At 41.0% G+C, this 21,489-nt stretch carries 25 protein-coding genes and 1 tRNA gene; 20 read left to right on the plus strand and 6 right to left on the minus strand.

Annotation, left to right across the window (positions count from 1 at the left end):
* Positions 1-9 precede the first annotated feature (9 nt).
* Positions 10-660, plus strand: a complete 651-nt coding sequence (fsa, locus tag BUA53_RS12465) for a fructose-6-phosphate aldolase (RefSeq protein ID WP_072835716.1) — start codon at positions 10-12, stop codon at positions 658-660.
* 12 nt (positions 661-672) lie between these two features.
* Here the strand turns inward: fsa and BUA53_RS12470 are convergent, their stop codons facing one another.
* The gene (locus tag BUA53_RS12470; RefSeq protein ID WP_072835717.1) at positions 673-1,068 is read right to left on the minus strand and encodes a hypothetical protein; all 396 of its coding nucleotides are present in this window, start codon (positions 1,066-1,068) and stop codon (positions 673-675) included.
* 376 nt (positions 1,069-1,444) lie between these two features.
* Here BUA53_RS12470 and hisG point away from each other — a divergent pair, with 376 nt between their 5' ends.
* From hisG to BUA53_RS12495, 5 genes are all read left to right on the plus strand, one after another.
* Positions 1,445-2,299, plus strand: coding sequence for an ATP phosphoribosyltransferase (gene hisG / locus BUA53_RS12475; RefSeq protein WP_072835718.1), 855 nt, complete (start codon positions 1,445-1,447; stop codon positions 2,297-2,299).
* Positions 2,300-2,310: 11 nt separating this feature from the next.
* Positions 2,311-3,591 carry a histidinol dehydrogenase gene (gene hisD, locus BUA53_RS12480; RefSeq protein WP_072835719.1) on the plus strand — a complete coding sequence of 427 codons (1,281 nt, stop codon included), beginning with the start codon at positions 2,311-2,313 and terminating at the stop codon, positions 3,589-3,591.
* A gap of 58 nt (positions 3,592-3,649) precedes the next feature.
* Positions 3,650-4,705, plus strand: coding sequence for a histidinol-phosphate transaminase (gene hisC / locus BUA53_RS12485; RefSeq protein WP_072835720.1), 1,056 nt, complete (start codon positions 3,650-3,652; stop codon positions 4,703-4,705).
* A 1-nt stretch (position 4,706) separates the two neighbouring features.
* Positions 4,707-5,873, plus strand: a complete 1,167-nt coding sequence (hisB, locus tag BUA53_RS12490) for a bifunctional histidinol-phosphatase/imidazoleglycerol-phosphate dehydratase HisB (RefSeq protein WP_072835721.1) — start codon at positions 4,707-4,709, stop codon at positions 5,871-5,873.
* Positions 5,874-5,982: 109 nt separating this feature from the next.
* Positions 5,983-6,372, plus strand: a complete 390-nt coding sequence (locus tag BUA53_RS12495; protein WP_072835722.1) for a hypothetical protein — start codon at positions 5,983-5,985, stop codon at positions 6,370-6,372.
* On the opposite strand, the gene BUA53_RS12500 is transcribed toward BUA53_RS12495, so the two are convergent.
* The 3 genes from BUA53_RS12500 to BUA53_RS12510 form a co-directional block, all read right to left on the minus strand.
* Positions 6,369-7,625: a metal-dependent hydrolase family protein gene (locus tag BUA53_RS12500; RefSeq protein WP_245793110.1), complete on the minus strand. Its 1,257-nt coding sequence runs from the start codon at positions 7,623-7,625 to the stop codon at positions 6,369-6,371. The two genes, BUA53_RS12495 and BUA53_RS12500, sit on opposite strands and share 4 nt — an antisense overlap.
* Positions 7,626-7,707: 82 nt before the next feature.
* A complete protein-coding gene (locus BUA53_RS12505; protein WP_072835724.1) occupies positions 7,708-8,139 on the minus strand; it encodes a DUF2147 domain-containing protein in 432 nt (143 codons plus the stop codon).
* 151 nt (positions 8,140-8,290) lie between these two features.
* Positions 8,291-8,587: a GNAT family N-acetyltransferase gene (locus BUA53_RS12510; protein WP_072835725.1), complete on the minus strand. Its 297-nt coding sequence runs from the start codon at positions 8,585-8,587 to the stop codon at positions 8,291-8,293.
* A gap of 215 nt (positions 8,588-8,802) precedes the next feature.
* On the opposite strand from BUA53_RS12510, the gene BUA53_RS12515 reads away from it, so the two are divergent.
* The 9 genes from BUA53_RS12515 to trpA all read left to right on the plus strand — a co-directional run bounded on the left by BUA53_RS12515 (position 8,803) and on the right by trpA (position 16,252).
* On the plus strand, positions 8,803-10,266 hold the full coding sequence (locus tag BUA53_RS12515; protein WP_245793112.1) for an anthranilate synthase component I family protein: 1,464 nt from the start codon (positions 8,803-8,805) through the stop codon (positions 10,264-10,266).
* A 5-nt stretch (positions 10,267-10,271) separates the two neighbouring features.
* Positions 10,272-10,850, plus strand: a complete 579-nt coding sequence (locus tag BUA53_RS12520) for an anthranilate synthase component II (protein WP_072835726.1) — start codon at positions 10,272-10,274, stop codon at positions 10,848-10,850.
* Between the two features lie 39 nt (positions 10,851-10,889).
* Positions 10,890-11,882 (plus strand): anthranilate phosphoribosyltransferase, encoded by a 993-nt coding sequence (gene trpD, locus BUA53_RS12525; RefSeq protein WP_072835727.1) that lies wholly within the window; start codon positions 10,890-10,892, stop codon positions 11,880-11,882.
* Complete coding sequence (gene trpC, locus BUA53_RS12530; RefSeq protein ID WP_072835728.1) at positions 11,882-12,658, plus strand: indole-3-glycerol phosphate synthase TrpC; 777 nt, start codon at positions 11,882-11,884, stop codon at positions 12,656-12,658. Before trpD ends, trpC begins: the two co-directional genes overlap by 1 nt.
* 95 nt (positions 12,659-12,753) lie before the next feature.
* The gene (locus BUA53_RS12535) at positions 12,754-13,422 is read left to right on the plus strand and encodes a phosphoribosylanthranilate isomerase (protein ID WP_072835729.1); all 669 of its coding nucleotides are present in this window, start codon (positions 12,754-12,756) and stop codon (positions 13,420-13,422) included.
* Positions 13,423-13,424: 2 nt separating this feature from the next.
* Positions 13,425-13,784: a cupin domain-containing protein gene (locus BUA53_RS12540; RefSeq protein ID WP_072835809.1), complete on the plus strand. Its 360-nt coding sequence runs from the start codon at positions 13,425-13,427 to the stop codon at positions 13,782-13,784.
* A gap of 33 nt (positions 13,785-13,817) precedes the next feature.
* Complete coding sequence (gene trpB, locus BUA53_RS12545) at positions 13,818-15,014, plus strand: tryptophan synthase subunit beta (RefSeq protein WP_072835730.1); 1,197 nt, start codon at positions 13,818-13,820, stop codon at positions 15,012-15,014.
* Positions 15,015-15,062: 48 nt separating this feature from the next.
* A complete protein-coding gene (locus BUA53_RS12550) occupies positions 15,063-15,485 on the plus strand; it encodes a DUF695 domain-containing protein (RefSeq protein ID WP_072835731.1) in 423 nt (140 codons plus the stop codon).
* Positions 15,482-16,252, plus strand: coding sequence for a tryptophan synthase subunit alpha (gene trpA / locus BUA53_RS12555; RefSeq protein ID WP_072835732.1), 771 nt, complete (start codon positions 15,482-15,484; stop codon positions 16,250-16,252). Before BUA53_RS12550 ends, trpA begins: the two co-directional genes overlap by 4 nt.
* On the opposite strand, the gene BUA53_RS12560 is transcribed toward trpA, so the two are convergent.
* A tRNA-Gly gene (locus BUA53_RS12560) sits at positions 16,252-16,324 on the minus strand. The two genes, trpA and BUA53_RS12560, sit on opposite strands and share 1 nt — an antisense overlap.
* Before the next feature lie 23 nt (positions 16,325-16,347).
* On the opposite strand from BUA53_RS12560, the gene hisH reads away from it, so the two are divergent.
* The 5 genes from hisH (at position 16,348) to BUA53_RS12585 (ending at position 20,192) form a co-directional block, all read left to right on the plus strand.
* Complete coding sequence (gene hisH / locus BUA53_RS12565; protein WP_072835733.1) at positions 16,348-16,935, plus strand: imidazole glycerol phosphate synthase subunit HisH; 588 nt, start codon at positions 16,348-16,350, stop codon at positions 16,933-16,935.
* Entirely contained in the window at positions 16,935-17,654 is a 720-nt protein-coding gene (hisA, locus tag BUA53_RS12570) for a 1-(5-phosphoribosyl)-5-[(5-phosphoribosylamino)methylideneamino]imidazole-4-carboxamide isomerase (protein ID WP_072835734.1), read from the plus strand. The genes hisH and hisA overlap by 1 nt, the downstream gene beginning before the upstream one ends.
* A 2-nt stretch (positions 17,655-17,656) precedes the next feature.
* Positions 17,657-18,415: an imidazole glycerol phosphate synthase subunit HisF gene (hisF, locus tag BUA53_RS12575; protein ID WP_072835735.1), complete on the plus strand. Its 759-nt coding sequence runs from the start codon at positions 17,657-17,659 to the stop codon at positions 18,413-18,415.
* A 95-nt stretch (positions 18,416-18,510) separates the two neighbouring features.
* Complete coding sequence (gene hisIE, locus BUA53_RS12580) at positions 18,511-19,110, plus strand: bifunctional phosphoribosyl-AMP cyclohydrolase/phosphoribosyl-ATP diphosphatase HisIE (RefSeq protein WP_072835736.1); 600 nt, start codon at positions 18,511-18,513, stop codon at positions 19,108-19,110.
* A gap of 2 nt (positions 19,111-19,112) precedes the next feature.
* The gene (locus BUA53_RS12585) at positions 19,113-20,192 is read left to right on the plus strand and encodes a TlpA disulfide reductase family protein (RefSeq protein ID WP_072835737.1); all 1,080 of its coding nucleotides are present in this window, start codon (positions 19,113-19,115) and stop codon (positions 20,190-20,192) included.
* A gap of 106 nt (positions 20,193-20,298) precedes the next feature.
* Here the strand turns inward: BUA53_RS12585 and BUA53_RS12590 are convergent, their stop codons facing one another.
* Positions 20,299-21,408: a DUF2911 domain-containing protein gene (locus BUA53_RS12590; protein ID WP_072835738.1), complete on the minus strand. Its 1,110-nt coding sequence runs from the start codon at positions 21,406-21,408 to the stop codon at positions 20,299-20,301.
* Between the last annotated feature and the right edge of the window lie 81 nt (positions 21,409-21,489).

Raw genomic sequence — 21,489 nt, forward strand, 5'->3', positions numbered from 1 at the left:
TTATCAATAATGAAGTTTTTCATTGATACAGCCAACCTCAGCCAGATAAAAGAAGCAAATGAATTAGGCATTTTAGATGGTGTTACTACCAACCCTTCATTGATGGCCAAGGAAGGCATAAGAGGCCAGGAAGCTATTAACCAGCACTACAAGACCATTTGCGAAATGGTGGATGGAGATATAAGTGCGGAAGTGATCGCCACGGATTTTAATGGTATTGTAGAAGAGGGAAAGAAGCTTGCTGCTATTCATCCAAATATAGTGGTGAAGGTGCCGATGATCAAAGATGGCGTGAAGGCTATTAAATGGTTTTCAGATAATGGCATTCGTACCAATTGTACACTGATCTTTTCAGCCGGACAGGCCATTCTTGCTGCCAAGGCTGGTGCTGCTTATGTTTCTCCATTTATTGGCCGCATAGATGATACTGGCTGGGATGGTATGATCCTGATTGAACAGATCGCCAATATTTTTGCGATCCAGGGATATAAAACTGAAATTTTAGCCGCATCTATTAGAAGCTCTAATCACATTGTAAAAGCTGCAGAGTTAGGTGCAGATGTGATCACCTCACCATTGGAATCAATCCTTGGTTTATTAAAACATCCATTAACCGATATTGGATTGGCTAAGTTTTTAGAAGATGCGAAGAAAATGTAAGTAAAGGGATCTTTATCCTTTCTTTTTGTTCTGCATTTCTTCAAAGATCTCATCTTTTGTTTTCAGGGGCTCAGTGAAGCCCCTTTTTCTGATATAAATTGTGGTTTGCTTACAGACTTTAGGATTACTCCTTAAAATGGCTTTTATGATGACTGTCTCAGCTTTATAACTACTATCAATAAATAAATCATTTCCTTTAAAAAAACCGGTATTGCTTTCAAGTCTTACCTGTGTGGAATCCAATGGTATCCAGGTGCCATCAGCTAACTTTCCATCTATATTGATATAATTATAAAAGCCCTTTTTAAGGCTGTCTGTATATAAATTAAAATAAATGCTGTCTACTTTTTGGGCATGAGAACTGGCATTCATTGATAAGGAAAAAAGGACCAGGAATGTGTTTCTCATGCTTAAAGGTTAATATACAAAGTTCCATCAATAGACGAAAAGATCATATAAAGGGTTGTTGTCTTAACAGAAAATATGGTCAAAGAGGTCTTAATACTTCGTTAAGGGTAATATTACGGCTTACCATTATTCAAGGAAGTTTGTTTGACTCGCGTATTGAAACCTGGAATTTTATGAATCTTTTTTTGCCCAATAACAATTGAGACTTATTTTTGCGCCTCAGTGAAAAAAATATTGGTACATATCCATCATCATGTTCTTGCCCTTGGGTGAGCCCGTTGATGTATGTATTACAAATAACAAAGGCTTACCGTGAGGTGAGCCTTTTTGTTTTACTGCTTTTGAAGAAGCTTTAGTTATTCGTAAAAATTGAAAGATGGTCTTAAAAATTGCGATTCAGAAATCAGGTCGTTTGCATGACGATAGTATACAGTTATTAAAAGATTGCGGTATAGCGGTTAAGAATGGTCATAACCAGTTAAAAACTGTTGCCGATAACTTTCCGCTGGAAGCCTATTTTTTAAGGGATGATGATATTCCGCAGTATGTAGAAGATAATGTTGCCCATATCGGTATTGTCGGAGAAAATGTTCTTTTTGAAAAGAACAAATCTGTGGACGTAGTGGAGCAACTGGGATTTGGAAAGTGCAGGTTATCTATTGCGGTGCAAAAAAACGATCAGTATAGTGATTCCTCATATTTGCAGGGAAAGAAAATTGCCACCAGCTACCCTGAGTTGACAAGGCAATTTTTAAATGTCAATAATATACAGGCTGAGATACATGAGATCAGTGGATCTGTTGAACTGGCCCCAAGTATTGGCCTGGCAGATGCTGTTTGTGACCTGGTGAGCAGCGGATCTACCTTGTTCATGAATGGATTGAAGGAGGTCCAGACCATATTGAAAAGCCAGGCAGTGCTGGTAAGGTCTAAAGAATTGGAAAGCGGACAACAGGCTTTGCTGGACCAGCTTTTGTTTCGAATCAGGGCGGTAAAGAAAGCTAAGAACAATAAATATGTATTGCTGAATGCGCCGAATGATTCACTGGAAAAGATCATTTCATTACTTCCGGGAATGAAAAGTCCAACTGTACTCCCTTTGGCGGAGAGTGGCTGGAGTTCAGTGCATAGTGTATTAAATGAAGATGAATTTTGGGAAAAGATAGAAGCTTTAAAAAATGCGGGAGCCCAGGGTATCCTTGTTATACCTATAGAAAAAATGATCATTTAAAGCAATGAATTATGCGGGTAATTAATAAGCCATCAAAAAATCAATGGAAGCAATTGCTGGAAAGGCCATATGTTGATAATTCAACGGTGCTGAATTCAGTAAAAGAAATATTAAAAAGCGTTGAGAAGGGTAGGGATGGAACGCTAAAAGAGCTTACTAAAAAGTTTGAAAGAGCATTACTAACTGAATTAAAAGTAAGTGAGGAAGAATTGGCAAATGCGGAGAAAATGGTCCCTGGTGAACTCAAAACGGCTATTCAGCAGGCAAAAGAAAATATCAGCAGGTTTCACCAGGCCCAGGTAAGGCAGGAGGAAAGGATAGAAACAATGCCCGGAGTAGAATGCTGGAGGAAATCAATTGGAATAGAAAAGGTAGGGCTATATATCCCAGGGGGTACAGCACCCTTGTTTTCTACTGTGCTGATGTTGGCTATTCCGGCAGTAATAGCAGGTTGTAAGGAGATCATTTTATGTACACCTTGTAATGAAGAAGGGGATGTGCACCCTGCAATTTTATATACGGCAAAGTTGGTTGGTGTAAACAAGATTTTTAAAATTGGTGGAGCGCAGGCAATTGCTGCAATGGCTTATGGCACAGAAAGCGTTCCAGCAGTGTATAAAATTTTTGGCCCGGGTAATCAATATGTGACAGCTGCCAAACAACTGGTGCAAATGCAGGGAATTGCTATTGATATGCCTGCAGGGCCAAGTGAAGTTTGTGTATGGGCAGACGAAACCGCCAATCCTTCCTTTGTGGCAGCCGATCTGTTATCCCAGGCAGAGCATGGACCTGATAGCCAGGTGCTGCTGGTGAGTACACAGGCTGAAGTTATTGATAAAGTCATAGAAGAAGTGAACAGGCAGGTGCAGATGTTGCCCCGCAAAGACACCGCTTTAAAAGCCCTGGAAAACAGTAAAGCAATTATTTTAGAAAACTCAGACACTGCTATGGACATGATCAATACCTATGCCCCAGAACATTTGATCTTGTGTTGCTGTGATGCAGACCAAGTAGCAGAAAGGATCACTAATGCAGGATCAGTATTCATAGGTCATTATTCACCGGAGAGCGTAGGGGATTATGCCAGCGGTACCAATCATACACTCCCCACAAATGGCTTTGCGAATGCCTACAGCGGGGTCAGTGTTGACAGCTTTGTAAAAAAGATCACTTACCAGAAATTATCCAAAGAAGGGCTGGCAAGTATTTCAAATACCGTGGTGCAAATGGCAGAAGCTGAAGGATTGGAAGCACATGCACAGGCAGTCCGGGTGAGAATGCAACAGAATTAGATATATAAGAAGCTTGCTATTAAAAATAAATGACCATTATTAAAGCCCAATAACAACAATGAACTTTGATCTTAATAAACTGGTTAGGCAAAATATCAGGGATCTGAAACCTTATTCATCTGCCCGCAGCGAATATAGTGGCACAGCCAATGTGTTCCTTGATGCCAACGAGAATAGTTATGGTTCGCCATTAACTAAATGGTACAATCGTTATCCCGATCCATTGCAGTGGGAATTAAAAAAGAAAATAGCTGCCATTAAAAATGTTCCTGCTGAAAACATGCTTCTAGGTAATGGCAGTGATGAATGTATTGACCTGTTGATACGGGCATTCTGCGAGCCTCAAAAAGATAACCTCATCATTTGTCCTCCTACCTATGGCATGTATGAAGTTTACGGCAATATCAATAATGTGGAGGTGCGTGAAGTGCCTTTATTGCCCGGCTTTCAGCTCAACCTGGAGGCCATTGAGGCTGCGATCGATGAAAATACCAAGTTGATCTTTATTTGTTCTCCCAATAACCCTACTGGTAATAGTATGGAAAGGGAAGACATTGAAATAGTCCTTAATAATTTTGAAGGGATAGTAGTGATTGATGAAGCCTATATCAATTACAGCAGGCGCCGGTCCTTTGTTGCTGAATTAAAAGAATATCCAAACCTTGTGGTTATGCAAACTTTTTCAAAGGCATGGGGGCTGGCAGCCCTTCGTTTGGGAATTAATTTCGCATCGGATGAAATCGTTAGCATCCTCAATAAGATCAAACCTCCCTACAACATCAACCAGGCAACCCAGGAACTGGCTTTAAAGGCACTGGATAACCTGGAGGATGTCAACACCATGATCAGGGATACGGTGAAGGAACGAGAGGAATTGGTTAAGGAACTGGTGCAGTTACCTATGGTACAGAAAGTGTACCCTTCTGATGCCAATTTTGTTTTGGCAAAAATGGATCAGGCTACCCAGGTATATAATTATTTAAAAGAGAAAGGCATTATTGTGCGCAACAGGAGCAATGTTGTCCTGTGTGAAGATTGCTTACGTATCACAGTTGGTACGCCAGAACAGCACAAGCAGTTACTTAAAACATTAAAGGAATATAAAACTATTTAAGATGGAAAGCGGACATTCATCAGGCAGGGGGAAACGGGTATTATTTGTTGACCGTGACGGAACAATGATCCAGGAAGTTCCGCCATTTTACCAGATCGATTCATTTGATAAAGTATCATTTTATCCCTATGTATTTAAATACCTGGGAAAGATAGCAGAAGAACTGGATTATGAACTGGTGCTTGTTTCTAACCAGGATGGACTGGGAACAGATAAATTTCCCGAAGAACAATTCTGGCCACCGCATAACCTTGTCATGAGTTCATTTGCCAATGAAGGGATCATCTTTTCTGAAGAATTGATAGATCGTAGCATGCCTGCGGAAAATTTACCTACCCGCAAACCTGGTATAGGAATGTTTACCAAATACCTGGATAATCCGGAATACGATATCGCTAATTCATATGTTATTGGTGATCGCATTACGGATGTACAACTAGCCAAGAATCTTCATTGTAAAGCCATCTGGATAAGAAATAATCCAGACCTGGGTGGTGCTGAAGTAAAAGATAGCCTGGATGAATTAGAGAAAGTGGTCGCTTTGTCCACGAAAGACTGGAAAGATATTTATGAATTTTTAAAGCTGGGCAGAAGGGTATTCCATCATCATCGCAAAACTGCTGAAACATCTGTCGAAATATTGCTGAACCTTGATGGCTCTGGCAAATCAAATATCCATACCGGGTTAGGTTTTTTCGATCATATGCTTGACCAGATAGCCCGTCATGGCATGCTTGACCTTGACATACAGGTAAATGGAGATTTGGACATAGATGAACACCACACAATGGAAGATACCGGGATAGCGCTTGGTGAAGCTTTTATTAAGGCCCTGGGGGATAAAAGAGGCATTGAAAGATATGGGTTTGCTTTACCTATGGATGAGGTGGAGGCCAAAGTATTAATTGATTTTGGGGGACGTAACTGGATTGTTTGGAATACAGATTTCAGCAGGGAAAAAGTAGGGGATGTGCCCACTGAAATGTTCTTTCATTTCTTCAAATCCTTTTCCGATGCAGCGCGGTGTAATTTAAATATCGCATGTAAAGGGGAAAATGAGCATCATAAAATTGAGGCTATATTCAAAGCTTTCGCAAAAGCAATCAAAATGGCAGTTAAAAGAGATCCACTGAAACACTACCTGCCTTCAACCAAAGGAGTACTATAAGACATTGATATTCGTTGCATTCAATATTAAATAGAAACATCCTGTTTATACATGTTTTTATTTGGCACAATTGTTATTTCTTTTTTAAATGGGGAATAAATTGTGTGTTATGAAAGTAATTCTAAGTGTTTTGGGGTTTGTACTTCTTACCAGTTTTTCAGGCAAAAAAGTTGATGTTCTTGATGGCATCTGGACGGGCGTTTACCGCGCAGATAATGTAAGTGAACGTGTGCTGGTTAGATTTGATGATCAAAATGGTGTAGAGTTGTACAATGGTGAGGTAGAGGATAGCAATAAATTTACCGGTACCTATGAACTGGTAGGTGATACCCTTCTGAAATTTTCCTACCAGACACCGGATGGCAAGAATTTTAGTATGCACGGTACCGTTAATAAGAAAAGGAACTATGTGGATGGGACCTGGGAAGCCAGTGATAAATTAACGGGAAGCTTTTACCTGAAAAAAGAGAAGATAGAGGAAATGTTTGTTCAGCCTTAAGGATTGACATAGAACTTACCTTCTTTCATTACTAATATAAGGTTGCGAACATCCGATATGGCTTTCGAAGGATCACCTTTTACAGCAATGATATCGGCAAGTAAACCTTTTTTTATACGGCCTGTTTTTTCTCCGTATCCAAATACATCTGCATTGACAGAAGTGGAAGAGCGTAATACGTCTAATGGCTTCATGCCATACTCAACCATTAATTCCATTTCCCTGGCATTATCACCATGAGGGAAAACTCCAACATCTCCACCCATGCAAATGATAACGCCATTTTTAAGTGCTGATTGAAAGCTTTTCTTTTTAGCAGTGATACGTGCAGGCTCAGGGTCAATATTTTTCTTCCAGCCAGCATATTGTAATATGGCTTCCCCTGCAGCCAATGTTGGGCAAAGTGCCACATGTTTTTCTTTCATTAACCGGAATATTTCCTCATCACCGTCATCGCCGTGTTCAATAGTGCTGACGCCTCCCAGGATTGCCCTGCGCATGCCTTCCTTAGTGGATGCATGTGCAACAGTTTGTCTTCCGCTGCTATTGGCAATGGAGGTAGCTGCCGATATCTCTTCCACACTAAAGGTAGGTGCGGCCTGCCCATCACGTCCCCATCTGTAATCAGCATATATCTTTATGAGGTCAGCCCCTTTTGATATCTGGTTCCTGGCTTCATTACTCATTTCTTCAATATTGCCTACTTCTGCTGCCCCTTGTGGAAGGTCAAGGTCTGGGTTAGCGTAATTTGGACCATAAGCACCCCTGGCTACAATGGCTTTTGTGGCAATGATCATATGCGGTCCGGGAACTATCTTTTTCTCTATCGCTTTTTTTAAACCGGCATCATCATAAGCTGCTCCTTCGGTGCCTAAGTCTCGAACAGTAGTAAAGCCAGCCAGTAAAGTAGCCCTTGCATGTTCTACGGCCCTGGCAGTACGTTCTGCCCTGCTTTCCTTTAAGACCTGGTCATTCCAGTTTACTTCATTATAGGGATGCAGAAAGAGATGGGAGTGTCCTTCAATCAATCCTGGCAAAAGCGTGGTACCTGCTAAATTGATTACCCTTGTGTTGGCAGGTAATTTAAAGGCCATGGGTCCACATGCTTCTATTTTATTGCTTTTAACCAATACGATCCAGTCACTATGCATCTGCTCGCCGTCAAAAACACGGTCTGGTTTCAACAGGTAAAAGCTGTCTGTTTGTGCAAATGAAAAAGTGAAGCTTAAAAGAAACGAGAGAAGTAATGCCATTTTCATCATCGAAAGATAAGCATACTATAAACACGTTTCCAGGGCTGACGTTCATGAAAAAGAAATGGAAGCAAGTTGATGATTATTTAACCCTGGTCCATGTATCGGTCTTTCCTAATAGGGAAAAGCCAATGTAACCCCGGACACTGAGTGTCCTCTGATCTTTCAATCGCATATAAGCGCTGTATTCCTTGCCATCAGAAGGATTATAGATACGGCCATCCGTCCATTCACCATCATCATATTTAAAGTCTTTCAACATGACAAGTCCGATAAGCGGATGACTGCGTTTATCGGGGTCAGCGTTTTTATGATCTACCTTTGGTTTTCCTGTCGCATCCAGCGCATCCTTTAACCAGATGATCTTTCCATAAAAACGACTGTTCTGTTTGTAAATCTGTATATGGCCTTTTCCTGTACCATTCTTCCATATTCCTACAATAGCATCTGCATTATCTTTTGTTGTAAAAGAATGCAGACCTAATAAGGGAAGTAAAAATAACAGTGCCTTCATAAGTTATAATTTGATGAGTTCATAAATAAAAAGGCTCATCACCTTTATATCCTAAGATTGTTCCAGTTTAAACTTACTGCTTAGTTTTAACAGGGAAAAGAAAAAGGATGCAAAAATTAAAGGAAAGGATGCATATAAAATATATAAAACTCTAATCCTCAACCTCTGCGTATACATCCCTGTATTCTTTTTTCATTTCAAATACAGCCCTTGCAAAAGAGCATATTGGATGAATTTTCAGATGCCGGGATCGGGCAAATTCAACAGCTTTATAGATCAATTGGTCACCTACATCCTTCCCCCGTAAGGCCTTATCAACTTCTGTATGTTCAATAATTATTGATCCGGGGTCTTTTTGGTCATAGGTCAATGCAGCCACTGTGTCTTCATGGCCATCCTGAATAAAAAATATACCTCCTGACCCGTTTTGTTTGTGTTGTATCAGCATAGGTTTCTGTTAAAGCTTAAATTATTTTTGTCCAAATGCCGTGCCCTTTGCATATTTGCATACGAAATGGTACAGTTAATTAACAAACAGTGGTGGTGGCATACAAACTCAAATGGGGTTCTGTAAGCTATTGCCATAGTTTATTCATCATATTCAGAGCCCCTATCAGGGGCTTTTTTATTGCCTGTCCCTTTCAATAAGCATTATAAAGAAGAATGAGTATGCAAACAGAAGCTAATACAGTACATGAATCCAGGATCAGGGGTAAGAAAATAAAGATCACCACAACCATTACCAGGAAACTGGCCGATGTGTATACACCTGTGGGCATCTACCTGCGTCTCCGGGATAGGTTCAGGGATACGGTCTTGTTGGAAAGTACAGACAGTCATGTGGCGGAGAACAGCTATTCCTTTATAGGCATCAATGCTATTGCGGGCATAGAGATCAGGGATAAGGATTATGTGGCCTTTAAATTCCCGGGACAGAATCCTGAAAAACTGGGCTTAAAAAAGTCAGATGATTTGAAAGAGATCCTCTGGGAGTTCATGAACCATTTTGAAACAGAAAGCGATGATCCTAAAACAGCCTGTTTGGCTCAAGGAGTATTTGGATATTTTAATTTTGAAGCAGCAGGTTTTTTTGAACATATAGATTTTAAACAGGGAGACCCTGTAAACAAGATCCCCCTGGCCCGGTATAGGTTGTACCAATATGTCATTGCCATCAATCACTTCAAGGATGAACTGATGCTGTTGGAAAATAAAGTGGATGGCCTTGAAAGTGAAGCGGATGTGGTGCAATCTCTTATTAATAGCAAAGATGTACCTACCTATCCTTTTTCATCTGTTGAAGCTGAAACATCCAATATAGAAGATGAGGCATACCGGCAGATGGTGTCAAAAGGAATCAAAAGCTGCCTTAGGGGTGATGTTTTCCAGATCGTTTTAAGCCGTCGATTCCAACAATCCTTTAAGGGAGATGAATTCAATGTATACAGGGCTTTACGGCATATCAATCCTTCCCCTTATCTATTCTTTTTTGATTATGGGGATTACAAATTATTGGGTTCCTCGCCCGAATCGCAATTGGTCATCAAAAACGGGAAAGCAATAGTTCATCCTATAGCTGGTACCTTTCGCAGGTCAGGGGATGATATAGTTGATCAGCAGCGGGCAGATGAACTGTTGGCAGATGCCAAAGAAAATGCCGAGCATGTGATGTTGGTTGACCTGGCAAGAAATGATCTCAGTACGGTTTGCACTAATGTTAAAGTCGAGCATTTCAGGGAAGTACAATATTATTCTCATGTCATACACCTGGTCAGTGAGGTTACAGGTTCTGTTTCCCACGGTGTCAATCCTTTTGAGGTTTTGTTCAAAACTTTCCCCGCAGGTACATTAAGCGGAGCTCCAAAGTACAAAGCAATGCAATTGATCAATGAATATGAAACTACGCCCAGAAGCTTTTATGGTGGTGCCATTGGCTATGTAGGTTTTGATGGAACCTGCAACCATGCCATTATGATCCGCACCATGCTCAGTAAGGAAAATACTTTGATATACCAGGCAGGTGCAGGCGTAGTTGCTGCGAGTGATCCTGAAAGTGAATTACAGGAGGTCAATAATAAATTAGGTGCATTAAAAAAGGCTATTACCATGGCCAATACTATTAATTAAAGCATATGAAGATCCTGGTCTTTGATAATTACGATTCGTTTACCTACAACCTGGTTCATTTGGTAAAGAAAATAGTTACCGATAAAGTAGAGGTATTTCGCAATGATGAAATCGCTTTGGAGAAAGTGCAGGAGTATGATAAGATCATATTGTCTCCAGGCCCTGGTATACCTTCTGAAGCCGGCCTGTTACTGCCTTTAATAAAAGAATATGCAAAAACCAAATCCATCCTTGGCGTATGCCTCGGTCACCAGGCCATTGCAGAGGCTTTTGGAGGCACCCTTATTAACCTGTTAACTGTATTTCATGGTGTGGCTACACCCATCCGGATCACTAATAAACATTCGCAGGTATTGAATGGTTTGCCACAAAACATTAAGGTAGGCAGATACCATAGCTGGATAGTAAGTGATACATCTTTTCCGAAAGAACTGGAAGTGACGGCTATTGATGAGAATGGTTATATAATGGGTTTACAGCATAAGACCTATGATGTGCAGGGTGTGCAATTCCATCCGGAAAGCGTACTGACACCTGAAGGAGAAACGATAATGAGAAACTGGCTGGTGGGTGCACCTAAATAGTTTACAGGTAGAATGTGATTACTGATAAAGCGAATTTCAATGAAAAAGATCTTACAACGATTATTTGAACATAAGACCCTTACCAGGGATGAAGCAAAAGAAGTGATGCTGCAAATAGCAAAAGGAAGTTATAACGACACAGAACTTACTGCGTTTATAACTGTTTACCTCATGCGCAGTATTACCATTGCCGAACTCCAGGGGTTCAGGGATGGGCTGCTTGAACTAGCTGTACCCGTGGACATGGAAGGACAGAAAGTGATGGATATAGTTGGAACGGGCGGCGATGGAAAGAATACATTTAATATATCCACGCTTGCCTGTTTTGTGGTGGCGGGTGCCGGGAAAAAAGTAGCTAAACATGGGAACTATGGGGCTACTTCTGTAAGTGGAGCATCGAATGTTATGGAAACGCTGGGCTATAAATTCAAAAACAATAATGCTCAGCTGAAGAAGGAAATGGATGCTGCTAACTTTACATTTCTTCACGCTCCACTGTTTCACCCTGCATTGAAGGCAGTAGCTTCCATACGAAAGAATATAGGGTTTCGCACCTTTTTTAATATGCTTGGCCCAATGGTGAATCCTGCTAATCCTGCCTACCAGTTGGTTGGTGTATATAACCGTGAAATGGCTAGGATTTATAACTACCTGTTGCAGGAAACTGGCAACCCTTTTACCATTATCCATAGCCTGGATGGGTATGATGAGATCTCTCTGACCAATGACACTAAGGTGATTACCAATAAGGGTGAAAAAGTATATTCACCAGAGGAATTGGGTAGACGCACTGTATCTCCCCTTGATATTTATGGAGGATCTACTGTTGATGAGGCAGCCAAAATATTTTCCCGTGTTTTGAAAGGTGAAGGAAGCTGGGCTCAAAACGCAGTTGTACTGGCCAATGCTGCCATGGCTCTGGAATGTACGGGTGATTTCAAAGATTATAATGAAGCCTATGATACGGCTGTAGATAGTCTTGAAAGCGGGAAAGCCTTCAAGTCTTTTCAAACTTTAATTTCAATGCAGTAATGAATATCCTGGAAAAGATCATAGCCCGGAAGTCAAAGGAAGTAGCAGCAAAAAAAAATGATGTGCCTGAACAGGAATTGGAGAAAGGGCGTTATTTTTCAAGGCAGACTTTATCACTTCGTAAGAGACTGCTTGATGATAAGCATACAGGCATCATTGCTGAATATAAAAGAAGGTCGCCTTCCAAAGGCATTATCAACGACAGGGATAGTGTAGAAGCAGTGACAATGGCGTATACGGCATATGGCGCTTCGGGAATTTCAATATTAACGGACCTTGAATTCTTTGGAGGATCTTTGGATGATCTCATCAGCGCAAGGGATAATGGTATTCCCCTTTTGCGCAAGGACTTTATGATTGATGAATATCAAATTACAGAAGCCAAAGCGTATGGGGCGGATGTCATTCTTTTGATAGCTGCTTGTTTATCACCTTTACGGGTTAAACAATTAGCTCAAAAAGCAAAGGAATTGGGACTGGAGGTATTATTGGAGTTACATGATGAAAGCGAATTAGATCATATTTGTGAACTTGTTGATCTTGTTGGTGTAAATAACCGGAACCTAAAAACATTTGAGGTAGACCTGGAGCATTCTACCAGGTTGGCAGAAAAGATCGGGAGTGATTTTGTAAAGGTGGCCGAAAGTGGTATCAATGATGTGAATAATATAAGGTATTTAAAAGCTCATGGTTTCCAGGGATTTTTGATTGGAGAGTATTTTATGAAGCAGAAAAGCCCGATGGAAGCATTCAAGAATTTTAGTTACAGCCTATAAATTCATGTATTCATATTTCAACGATAGCAAGCAGTTTTCAAAGTACATGGTATCGATTGCCTTAGCTGATTTTTTAAACCGGTTAAAAGCAGGACATGAAAATTAAAGTATGCGGTATGACCACCATGGACCAGTTACACCAGCTGGAGGATATTGGGATAGATTTCGCAGGGTTTATTTTTTATCCTAAAAGTCCCAGGTTCGCAGGCAAACAGGGATTAACCGGAACAGATGTAAAATCAGCAAAACTTAAATTGTACAAGGTGGGTGTTTTTGTAGATGCTTCGTATGATGAAGTTATGCGCAAGGTTGATGAGTTTGGGCTTGATATGGTTCAACTTCATGGAAGGGAAACACCTTTCGAATGTTCAAAGATCGCCGACTACATTGATGTTATAAAGGCGTTCAGGTTCATGGAGAATGATCATGTGGAATGGATGATCAAGGATTACTATAGTGAAGCTGATATGTTTCTGTTTGATACCGGTGTTCCTGTATCCAAAGATGAGGCCGGAAATACAATGCTGTATGGTGGCACTGGCAGAAAATTTAACTGGAACCGGTTAAAAGGTCTTTCCATACGAAAACCGTTTTTCCTGAGTGGTGGAATTGAACCAGGGGATGCGCAATTGGTTAAGGATTTTATGCAGGAGCCAGTAGCGAAAGATCTTTTTGTAGTGGATATTAACAGTCGCTTTGAATTGGCACCGGGCATCAAAGACATGGAAAAAGTAAAGCAATTTAAAAACGAACTGAATTCATGAATATGGAAAAAGTAAACCTGTTGGAGAAGTTTTCCTTGTTTAAGGAGCAATGGAGCCCAAAGATCGTAGGAGAATTAAATGGACAGCATATAAAGCTTGTGAAATCCGAAGGAGCTTTCGTTTGGCACAAGCATGAAAATGAAGATGAATTGTTTTTAATAGTGAAGGGAAAATTAAATATGGAGTTCAGGGATAAAACAATCGTATTGGAGGAAGGTGAATTCCTAATTGTCTCCAGGGGAGTTGAACACAGGCCCGTGGCTGTTGAGGAAGTATGGATGCTATTATTTGAACCTGTGGCTACACTGAATACAGGTAATGTTGTTGATGAAAAAACAAAACATGCATTGGATAGGATTTAAACTCTTTATTACCCGGCTAGAAAAACTTTAATAATGAACGAAACTCAATCATATATATCACCGAGTCCGCAAGGATACTATGGTCGTTTTGGCGGCGCTTATATTCCTGAAATGTTGCACAGGAATGTGGAAGAATTAAAAACGCGCTACCTGGAGATCATGCACGAGGCCGAATTTCAACGGGAATACCAGCAATTGCTGCAGGATTATGTGGGCAGGCCAACACCTTTGTACTTTGCAGGACTCTTAAGCCGTAAATACAATACAAACCTGTTTTTGAAGAGGGAAGATCTTTGTCATACCGGAGCGCATAAGATCAATAACACTGTAGGACAGATACTGCTGGCATTACGCCTTGGCAAGAAACGTATCATTGCTGAAACAGGGGCAGGGCAGCATGGTGTGGCAACAGCTACGGTATGCGCTTTAAAAGGAGTGGAGTGCATTGTTTATATGGGGGAAAAGGATATTGAACGACAAGCACCGAATGTTGCCAGAATGAAAATGCTGGGAGCTAAAGTGATACCTGCAGTCAGTGGCAGCAAAACTCTAAAGGATGCTACAAACGAAGCTATCAGGGACTGGATCAACAATCCTTCAGATACGCATTATATTATTGGAAGTGTGGTAGGTCCTCATCCATATCCCGACATGGTGGCACGCTTTCAAAGTATCATTTCGAAAGAAACTCGCTGGCAGTTAAAAGAAAAAACGGGTACTGAATTACCGACCCATGTAGTAGCCTGTGTAGGTGGTGGATCTAATGCAGCAGGAGCGTTCTATCATTTCCTTGATGAACCCTCTGTAAAGATCATTGCGGTGGAAGCTGCAGGCTATGGTATTGATTCTGGAATGAGTGCCGCCACGACACGCCTGGGGAAAGAAGGTGTGTTGCATGGTAGCCGGAGCCTGGTCATGCAAACTGAAGATGGCCAGGTAACAGAACCTCATAGCATCTCTGCTGGCCTGGACTACCCTGGAATAGGGCCCATGCACGCCCACCTTTTTGAAAGCGGCCGTGGACAGTTTCTTTCTGCAACAGATGAAGAAGCATTAAAAGCTTCTTTTGAAGTAGCCAAACTGGAAGGCATCATACCTGCACTGGAAACAGGCCATGCTTTTGCAGCTTTGGATCAATTGTCATTGACAATGGAAGACAGGGTAGTGCTTTGCCTGAGCGGCAGGGGGGATAAAGACCTGGCTACTTATATGAAAGTGATGGATGCGTAAAACGGTTAAATCAGTAGAAATAACAGTGATCAATAAATAGATAAGAAAATGAAAAGTAATAATGCAACGTATAGTGGTTTTGAGTTTGAGGTAGATGGATATCCTGCGCTTGCCATCATTAACAGTGATCTCAAAAACCTGGAGAATAAATCTCAATACCCTTATTCTGTATTTATCGAGTTGGTACCGGACAGCTTTAATGAGAATGGTCACCCGGAAGACGAAGAGTATGATTATTTAAATGATGTAGAGAAAAAGATCATTGAATACCTGGAAGGTCAGACCCAGACAGTACATGTGGGCCATACAACGCTTTATCGTACCAGGGAAATTATATTTTATACAAAGGACAGGGATGCAGTATCTAACTTCCTGGAAAGCTTCCTGGAAACAATCGAAAGGGAAAGCAGCTTTGATATTGAAGAGGACAGCAGCTGGGAAAATGTTTCAGCTTTTTACGAACTACTATGAGCAGATTAAATAATTTATTTCAACAAAAGAACAAGAGGATCTTAAATGTTTATTGCACTGCAGGATATCCTACCCTGCAAAGCACCATAAATGTTATGCGTTCTTTACAGGAAAATGGTGCCGACCTGATAGAATTGGGAATGCCTTACAGTGATCCTTTAGCCGACGGCCCGGTGATACAGGCCAGCAGTTCAAAGGCCTTGCAAAATGGCATGACGATTCCAACTCTTTTCGCGCAATTAAAAGACTTCAGGAAGGATATTACTGTCCCGGTGATTTTGATGGGTTATTTAAATCCGTTGTTGCAGTATGGTTTCGAAAAATTCTGCGCCAAAGCCGCTGAAGTTGGAATAGACGGGATCATCATTCCGGATATTCCCATGTATGAATTTGAACAGGAGTACAGGGCTATTATTGAAAAGTATGGATTGGATTTCATTTTTTTGGTCACTCCTGAAACATCAGAGGAAAGGATCATAAAACTTGATCAATTAAGCAGTGGATTTTTATATGCCGTTTCTTCTTCATCTATTACCGGATCTGATAAAGATTTTTCTCCTGTAGAAACCTACCTGCACAAGCTACAGTCATTGAAGCTAAAAAATCCGGTGCTGGTGGGGTTTGGAATAAAGGATAAGGCAACATTTGAAACAGCCTGCAAATATGCCAATGGTGCAATTATCGGAAGTGCATATATAAAGGCGCTGGAATCAGATGATAATGTGGAAATGGCTACCAGGGAATTTTTAAATGGAATATTAAATTGAGCGGAAGACGGGACTCGAACCCGCTACCTACAGCTTGGGAAGCTGTCGCTCTACCAGGTGAGCTACTTCCGCTTTGATAACGCAAGAAAGTTACAATGAATCTCGCAATAATAAAATACAACGCCGGAAATATTCAATCAGTATTAAATGCGCTGGATCGTTTGGGATACAACGCCATTGTTACTGATGAAAGAGATAAAATACTGGGTGCTGATAAAGTGATCTTTCCCGGTGTAGGAGAAGCCAGCAGCGCCATGAAAAGTTTGCAGGACAATGGTCTTGATTCTATCATCAAAGAATTGAAACAGCCCGTATTGGGCATTTGTGTGGGCATGCAATTGCTTTGTCAGCATTCAGAAGAAAATGATATAGACTGCCTGGGAATAGTTCCGGTGAAGGTCAGGAAATTCCAGGCACTGGAAGGTTTAAAGGTTCCCCAGGTAGGGTGGAACAACATTTATAATCTTAAGTCAGCATTGTTTAAAGATGTAGACAACAATAGTTTTGTTTATAATGTACACAGTTATTATGCTGAGGATAGCGCTTATACTATTGCCAGCTGCGATTATGGCATAACCTATGCTGCGGCCGTACAGAAAGATAACTTTTACGGTGTGCAGTTTCATACTGAGAAAAGCGCCAGAACCGGTGATAAGATCATACAAAACTTTTTGAATTTATAATGGAGATCATACCTGCTATAGATATAATAGATGGCAAATGCGTTAGGCTCACGCATGGCGATTTCAACCAGAAAAAGATCTATAATGAGAACCCCCTGGAAGTGGCAAAAGAATTTGAAGATGCCGGTATACGGCGGCTGCATCTTGTTGACCTGGATGGTGCAAAAGCAGGGGTAGTAAAAAACTGGAAAGTGCTTGAATCCATTGCAGGCAAAACCTCGCTGGTAATTGATTTTGGGGGAGGTGTAAAAACAGAGAAAGATGTTCGGATAGTGCTTGATTCAGGTGCTGTTTTTGTGACAGTAGGCAGTATAGCGGTAAAGGATGAACCATTGTTTTCTTCCTGGCTGAGTGCCATAGGAGCTGAAAAGTTTCTGCTGGGTGCAGATGTAAAGGATGAAAAAATCACGGTAAGCGGGTGGCTGGAACAAACAGATATTTGGATCTATGATTTTATAGAAAGCTACCAGGCCAAAGGCATCACACGAATTTTTTGTACCGATGTTTCTAAAGACGGTGCAATGGAAGGCCCTTCACTGGTTTTATATAAAAACATAGTAGAGAGGTTTCCTAAACTTCATTTTATAGCCAGTGGAGGTGTCAGTAATATGGATGATGTGTATGCCCTGGAAGAAACGGAGTGCAGTGGGGTTATAATTGGCAAGGCAATCTACGAAGGGAAAATATTATTAAAGGATCTTGTGAAACTGAAACAATAAATATGCTAACCAGGAGGATCATACCCTGCCTTGATATAAAAGATGGCAGAACTGTTAAGGGTACCAATTTCGTGAACCTGAGAGATGCCGGTGACCCGGTTGAACTTGCGGCTAATTACGCCCTTCAGGGTGCAGATGAACTGGTATTCCTGGATATTACGGCAACTGTGGAAAAGAGAAAAACGCTGGCAGAATTGGTAAAACGCATTGCTCATACTATCAATATCCCTTTCACAGTAGGGGGTGGCATTAAAACGGTGGAAGATGTGCAGGTACTACTGCAATCAGGAGCAGATAAAATTTCTATCAATACGGCAGCTTTTCATAACCCGGGCATTATTTCGGGTATTGCAAATATGGCGGGCAGCCAGTGTGTGGTGCTGGCCATTGACACCAGGAAAGAGGATGATGGCGAGTGGTACGTGTACCTGAACGGGGGAAGGACCAAAACTGATATGCTTTGTTATGACTGGGCAAGTAAAGCGGTCGACCTTGGTGCGGGAGAGATCCTGCTCACATCCATGAATCATGATGGGACCAAACAGGGATTTGCCCTGGATATTACCAAAAGACTTTCGGAAAGCTTACCTGTGCCGGTCATCGCGTCTGGTGGTGGTGGTACTATGGAACATTTTGCCGATGTATTTATCAAGGCTAAAGCAGATGCCGCTCTTGCAGCCAGTGTTTTTCATTTCAAGGAAATAGAGATACCAGATCTGAAGGAATACCTTAGGGAACAAAACATTCCTGTGAGAATATAGATCAATTGATTCCAGGATCAGCTGATATCCTTTCCCCGGATATTGTTCCTTTTACCCAATTGCAGATGCTTTAATAATAAAATACCTTCGCAATAATGAAAGTCGATTTTAAGAAATATGTTGATGGGTTGGCACCTGCCATCGTCCAGGACTATACTACCCAAAAAGTATTGATGCTTGGGTTTATGAATGAGGAATCATTGAAGAAGACAGAGGAAACAGGACTGGTAACTTTTTACAGCCGTTCCAAAAAAAGACTATGGACAAAAGGAGAGGAAAGTGGTAACCAATTGCAATTACGGCAAATTCTTCTTGATTGTGATAAAGATACCCTGTTGATAAAGGCAGATCCTAAAGGACCTGTTTGCCATACGGGGGCTGATACCTGCTGGAGTGAAAAGAATCATAAGGAAGACTTTTTGAATTACCTGGAGCATATTATTGAATTAAGAAGAACGGGTGTTGATGAAAAATCATATGTAAGGCAATTGTTTAACAAAGGAATTAATAAAATAGCCCAGAAAGTAGGGGAAGAAGCAGTGGAACTGATCATTGAATCAAAAGACGTTAACCAAGCGTTATTTTTAAATGAGGCCGCTGATTTGTTATTTCATTATTTGATATTATTGCAAGCGAAGGACTGTTCTTTAGCTGACGTTGTGAAGGTTTTAGAACAAAGACACCAATCAAAATAAACATGAAAAATATACTAATTGCACTTCTTCTCTTACCTGCTTTTGTGTTTGCACAAACAAAAGGGTTTACCATAAAAGGAAAAGTGAGCGGGATCGCTGATGGTGAGGTAAAGCTGACCTCCACGCAGGATGCGCACCAGGTGCTGGCTACGGGCCAGGCTAAAGGTGGAGAATTTACCCTGCAGGGAACTGTTCCTGAACCAAGCTTACTTTGGCTGGTAATGGGTGCTGAACAGCCTATTTATATTTATGTGGAAAACACAGAGATAAAGGTAACAGGTACCAAACAAGACATTAAGAAGATCAAAATAGAAGGTTCGTCTTCTCAAAAGGACTTTGATGAGTTTCAATCAACTTTTAATCCACTTATTGGTGAGTTAAACGGTTTTGCTGCACAATTGCAACAGGCAGGAGAGAGCAAAAAGGAAAAGTTAATGGTGCAATATGATTCAGTTGTATCTCAGATCAATAAGGAAGTAGGAAATTATGTTGCCAACAAAAAGAGTTCCTATGTAGCACCTTTTGTATTGTTTGTAACAGCACAATTAAATCCTAATCCCACCCAGCTGGAGCAGTATTATAATTCTTTGGATGCGCCTATTCGAATATCTAATATTGGTAAAAGCTTATCGGAATTTATTGCTTACAGCAAGGTAGGTTCTATTGGAACACCTGCACTTGAGTTTACCCAAAATGACACAGCAGGAAATGCTGTTTCACTTTCCTCATTCAAAGGAAAATATGTGCTGGTAGATTTCTGGGCCAGCTGGTGCCGCCCCTGCCGTGCAGAAAACCCGAATGTGGTGAAAGTGTACAACAAATTTAAGAATAAGAATTTTACAGTCCTGGGAGTATCACTGGACCAGGAAAAGGCAGCTTGGGTAAAAGCGATTGAAAAGGATAAACTAACCTGGACACATGTAAGCGATCTTCAACAATGGAATAATGCGGTGGCCCAATTGTACCGGGTGCAAAGCATACCGCAGAATTTTCTCATCGATCCTAAGGGAAATATAGTAGCCAAAGACCTTCGGGGTGAAGATCTTGAAAAAAAGCTTTGCGAACTACTGGGATGTAATTGATCGCCATACCTGACAAAAAATACTATAACCGCCACTTTCTGTTGATCGTGGCGGTTTTTTTATCTGGTAAGGGTTTTATACAATCCTACTTGAACGGGTAAAATGGTCAGTTAATATCCTGTCCTTTCTTTAATTTTTCAATGGCATCAGATAGAAATTTCCTGTTGGCATCATTAGGTGCCATAGGTTGGGCCAGGGCAGCATATTTTAATGCATTTTTATAATCACCGTTTGCGGCATATCCTCTTGTTAATCCCATTAAAGTAGTGAACTGACCGGGATTCTTTTTGTAGTTCAACTGGAATACTTCCAGTGCTTCCCTGGTTTTCTTTTCAGCCAGTAAGGACCGTGCATATTGATGTATTTCCTGCATGTTGGCCAATGGCAATGCAGATTTCATCAATGCCTGTGCTTCCGCTGTTCTACCCAGTTTCTCCAGGATCTGGGCTTTTGTGGCCTTGGGCTGAAAAAGAGCGTTACCTCCAAAAGTTGGTCCTGATGCAGAATCAGACCAAAGTAATGCCTGTTCCAGGTTGACATTATGCTGCAGGCACCATTGTGCTGCCTGGTCCCAGGCCAGCCAGAAAAATCCTCTTTCGCTTCGAAGCTCGTTTCTAAATGAATTTAACTGGTCCTCTATATAATTAGTGGAAACTTTAAATGGTATCATCATATTTTCCCATTCCAATGCCACGGTTGCTGAATTTTCTGTCTGGTCCATAAATTCATATTTCAACCATTCTACTTTTTCATTCAGCTTTACTGGTTTTACTTTGACCTGTAACACATCTTCTTTAGGATCGTAATAATAACTACCCCAGGAAGTGGCGTTTTTTGATAAGATCAAGGTGCTTTCATTGGGATCATAAGCTATAAAGAATCCATAACGGCCAGCCTTGATGGGTTGACCTTCAATGGTTACGTCATTGGAAAATTCAATGGTAGTGTTCTCATTGGCACCTGCACGCCAGGGAGAAGATTTGCTGGACCCAAATCCGGGATCTATATATCCTATTGGTATAAGCTGACCCCATATTTTGCCTTCCCGCCCCTTCACGCCCGGGCGGTCATAATGAATGGTAATATCTGTAAGACCTACTCTTTCTCCAACAACTGCCTTTTTATTGCCACCGCTAGGCAAACTTGTTAATGTGATTTGTGCCATAGAAACAAGGTACAAACCCATAAATAAGGATAATGAAAGGATCTTTCTCATAGCAAAGTTTTTCTTAAATCTAATTCGCATTATGACCATGCTGCTCATTAATATGACGGAAGACAATCATGGAAAAGGAAT

Origin of the sequence: Flavisolibacter ginsengisoli DSM 18119 (assembly GCF_900129295.1) — a bacterium.
Taxonomy (GTDB): Bacteria; Bacteroidota; Bacteroidia; order Chitinophagales; family Chitinophagaceae; genus Flavisolibacter; species Flavisolibacter ginsengisoli.